This is a genomic window from Mucilaginibacter flavus (assembly GCF_030409315.1).
GTDB classification, from domain to species: Bacteria; Bacteroidota; Bacteroidia; order Sphingobacteriales; family Sphingobacteriaceae; genus Mucilaginibacter; species Mucilaginibacter flavus.
On the sequence record NZ_JAUFPS010000010.1, the window covers coordinates 1 to 4,204 of the forward strand.

At 55.1% G+C, this 4,204-nt stretch carries 2 protein-coding genes; both read left to right on the forward strand.

Annotated features, from left to right (window positions below; all coding sequences use genetic code 11):
* The first annotated feature begins 1,571 nt into the window (after positions 1 to 1,571).
* Positions 1,572 to 1,943, forward strand: coding sequence for a hypothetical protein (locus QWZ17_RS02635; RefSeq protein ID WP_290303336.1), 372 nt, complete (start codon positions 1,572 to 1,574; stop codon positions 1,941 to 1,943).
* A gap of 28 nt (positions 1,944 to 1,971) precedes the next feature.
* The coding region (locus tag QWZ17_RS02640) for a DUF6443 domain-containing protein (protein ID WP_290303337.1) at positions 1,972 to 4,204 on the forward strand (2,233 nt) is incomplete at its 3' end.

The window sequence follows — 4,204 nt, forward strand, 5'->3', positions numbered from 1 at the left end:
CAGGGCAGCCACATCGGCTACAAAAAGGTTACCGTGGCGCAAACGGGCAGGGGATACAGCGTATCGATGTTCAATACCGACGGTGAGAACGACATCAGCCGCGACGACATTGTGAACCGCAGCATTGTAACCACGCCGAACACCTGCACCTCCGACATCCCCAACTTTCCGTCAGCGCCCGAGCCCAATTACTTTAAACGGGGGCAGCTGCAATACAAGGCGGATTATACCGAAAGCGGAACGCTGTTAGACGACGAATCCTTCACGTCCGACTACCAGGACAATCCTCTGACCACGCCGGCTTTCGTCATCGTAGGCACGCCGATGAGTAGCGGCACGCCGTCCTTCTTTACCTGGTACGACCAGAAAACGGGCCGGAAAGTAAAGGAAACGTCGGTTAGGAACCTGTACACGAGCAACGGAACCGTTACGACCCAGGAGGATGCTTACTTTGACAGCCCCTACCACCACCAGCTTACCAGGAAGTTGATTACCACCTCGGCCGGGGACGTGATGGAAACCCGTTACAGGTACGTTGCGGACTATCGGCTTTCCAATGTAGATGGAATAAGCGATGGACTGGCTAACTATCAGACGCAGCTTAACGCGGTCAACAATACGTTCAACTCCAGCATATCAAGCTGCTCGGGAAGCGTAGGATGTCAGCGCATCGCCTGGTTTGACTATACTATCGGACTGGTGCACAAGCGTGAGGATTTCAATAATTACCGCATCGCCAACTTTACAGGGACCGGCAATACTTACGGTGCGCAGCTCGCGTCTTCTGTGAACAGTGTCGGCCCGGATCTTAAGCCCCTGATTGCGATGCGGGTTCAAAATGATTTTCAGCCTGTTGAAACCACCGCATTGAAAAACGGTACTGTATTAAGCTCGACGCTTTTAACTTACAATTATTTCCCCACCTCGCAGAATCAGATTTACCTTTCCAGGATCAGCAAGACCGACTTTTTGACGTCCCCGGCCAGTTTCGCCTATACCGCCACCGGTTCGGATAACTATTCGGTGGTTAAAGACCCCGGATACAACGAGAAGGCAACTTTCAACTATACATTTGGCAACCCCAACCAGGTGAACATCTTCGGGAACCCGGCCGCGGCTTACCAATGGGGGTACAATGCAGCTTACCCCATAGCTAAGGTAAACACGTCCAATGTGAATGACGTGTTTTTTGATGGCTTCGAGGAAGGCAGCGGAAACAGCGCGATCAACGACAGCAGGACGGGGCACTACAGCCATACCGGGACATATACGCGGACGCTTACGGGGCTGGACGCGGGAAATTACATCTTGAGCTATTGGCAGAAAAGCGGCTCGCTTTGGTCGCTGGTAGTTACGCCGGCGACAGTTACTGGCAGCACTTATACAATCGGCGCCTCGCCGGCGTTGAACGCCCAGATTGACGATGTGCGTTTCTATCCGTCGTCAGCACAGATGACAACATATACCTACGATCCACTAATCGGCATGACAAGCAGCACCGATGCCAAAGGGATGGTTACCTATTACGAATACGATAGCTTTCAGNTCAGGGACAATAAAGAAAATTAAAGATGAAGAAAATCAGGATAAGTACGGCCCTCGTAGCAATAATGGCCACGTTTACAAGCATGAGCTATGGGCAGCAGCCGGACAGTATTAAGCGGAGGGCTTTTAACTATTACCGGCATCTGTTAAAGACGGATACGGCCACCGCGCGACAGGTTAGCGAGATACAGGGACTTTACAAACAAGCGGTGAGCCAGGTAACGGGCAATCTCAGCCTGACGGAGGCCCAGCGGCGTATAGCCATCGATTCGCTTTTGAGCGAGAAGAACCGTAAGCTGGAGCAACTGCTGCCGGAAAGCCAGCGCAGCCTCATCATACCCACGACGGAACGGAAGCGCACCTGGAAGCGGGATACCATTACCAAAGTAAACCGCTAAACGAATATTATTACCAGAACCTTAACGCATGAAAAAGATATTTTGCCTGCTGCTACTGCTGGCAGGAATAAGCACACGGGGGCTTTGCCAGCTTCCCGGCTATTCGATGAGCAACGCGATCAGCGCCGGAAGCTACGGGGCGTCGGGAGGCTATACGGATAGCAGAAGCAATGGCACCGGCAGTGGATACACCAATAACTTTGGGCAGTCGTCGAACGACGTATGGTACAGCTTTACAATAGGGGGAGCTACCAATACCGTTATAATATCGCTTTGCGGAAGCAACTTCGACACCTATTTGCATTTACTGAACAGCGGCGGCACGGAAATCGCAAGCAATGACGACAACGGTCCGGCCTGTAGCGGCACGCAGTCTTCTCTGAGTATGTCGAACCTGTCACCGGGGACCTATTACGTTGTCGCTGAGGGGTATTCGACCAATACAGGTACGATAGCATTTTCGCTGAACGTCAGCATCGTGTCTCCGGTGTCAATCAGTTATGCCGGCCCCCAGACCTATAGTGTCGCTGCCGCGATTTCGCCGCTTGCGCCTACGGTAACCGGGGGCGCGGTATCAGCTCCGGGCGAAACAGGCACATTTGCCGGCACGGGCAGCGCCGGCTCAACAGACGGTCAGGGCACGGCTGCAAGCTTTAACCAGCCCCTTGGTGCAACGGTTGACCCCTCGGGCAACATCTTCATCGCGGAGGCGGGCTCGCATATCATTCGGAAGATCACGCCCTCCGGGCAGGTAAGTATATTCGCAGGCAACTATGCTCAGGGCTTTGTCAACAACGCGACAGGCACGTCGGCCAGCTTCTACCATCCGGTAGGCCTGGCTTCTGACGCCTCGGGGAATATTTATGTGGCAGACGAGGACAATAATGTGATCCGGCTGATTACGCCCTCGGGCTCGGTATCGACATTTGCCGGTAACGGGAGCCAGGGAATCAACACCGGTGCCGTTGCAGCCGCCAGCGCAGTTTTCAAGTATCCTTGCGGCATCGCGCTGGACGGATCAGGAAACGTGTACGTGGCAGACACCTACAATAACCTGATCAGGAAAATAGCCGGCGGAACAGTAACAATCTTTGCGGGAAGCCCGAGCGGAGCTGCCGGCTCGGCAGACGGTCAGGGCACTGCTGCAAGCTTCAATCAGCCGTTCAGCGTGGTTACTGATGGGGCGGGAAACGTGTACGTTGCAGACCGCGTCGGGGCCAGGATACGGAAAATCACCCCATCGGGGCTCGTATCAACGCTAGCCGGAAGCGGCACAGCGGGATACTCGGATGGAGCGGGCACAGCGGCGCAATTCAGCTCGCCCACGGGACTTACCATTGATAAGGCAGGCAATCTGTACGTGACGGACGAGAGCAATAACAGGATACGCAAGGTGACACCTGCCGGTAACGTAACCACGCTTTCGGGGACGGGCGCGCAAGGCAGCGCGAACGGTGCCGGGGCTGCCGCAACGTTCAACCTGCCGTTCGCAATAGCCGCAGACGCGGGTGGCCTGCTGTATATTGGCGACCTAACCGCGAACCTGGTGCGCAAGATAGTGGCTACACCCTATACGGTAATCCCAGCATTACCCGCTGGCCTGTCGCTGAACGGCACGACGGGCGTCATCAGCGGCACACCAACTGCCGTGACCGCGCAGGCGGTATACAACATCAAAGCCTACAACGCTGTCAGCACGGGGTCGGCAAGTTTGACGATGAAGGTAAACAGCGCGGGGGCACTTAACCTGAGCCAGGATCAGAATTATATTGCAACATACGTGCCGCGGATACCCGGTTTGACGACGGACGCGCTGGTAGCTTCTGCATCGTCGGACAAGATGAACGAGGAGATATCCGTCCAATACTTTGATGGCCTTGGCCGCTCTCTTCAGGCGGTCCAGGTAAGGGGAAGCGCGACCGGGGCCAGCGACATCGTGCTGCCGGAGGTTTACGATGCGTACGGCAGGGAGGCGCAAAAGTACTTGCCCTATGCCTCGCCTACGGCCGACGGAAGCTACAAATCGACTGCCGTCTCCGAGCTGGGTAATTTTTACAACCCTTCGGGAACTCCCTCGACACAAACGCAGCTTGCAGGTGCCATTGCGCACATCACTACTCCCTACGCGTTGACTGTGTACGAGCCATCGCCGCTGAACCGTGTAACGGAGCAGGGCGGTCCGGGCGATACCTGGCAGCCGAATTTGAATAACCCCGACCTAAGTCACACCAGCAGGATAGCTTTTGCAACCAATGACAATA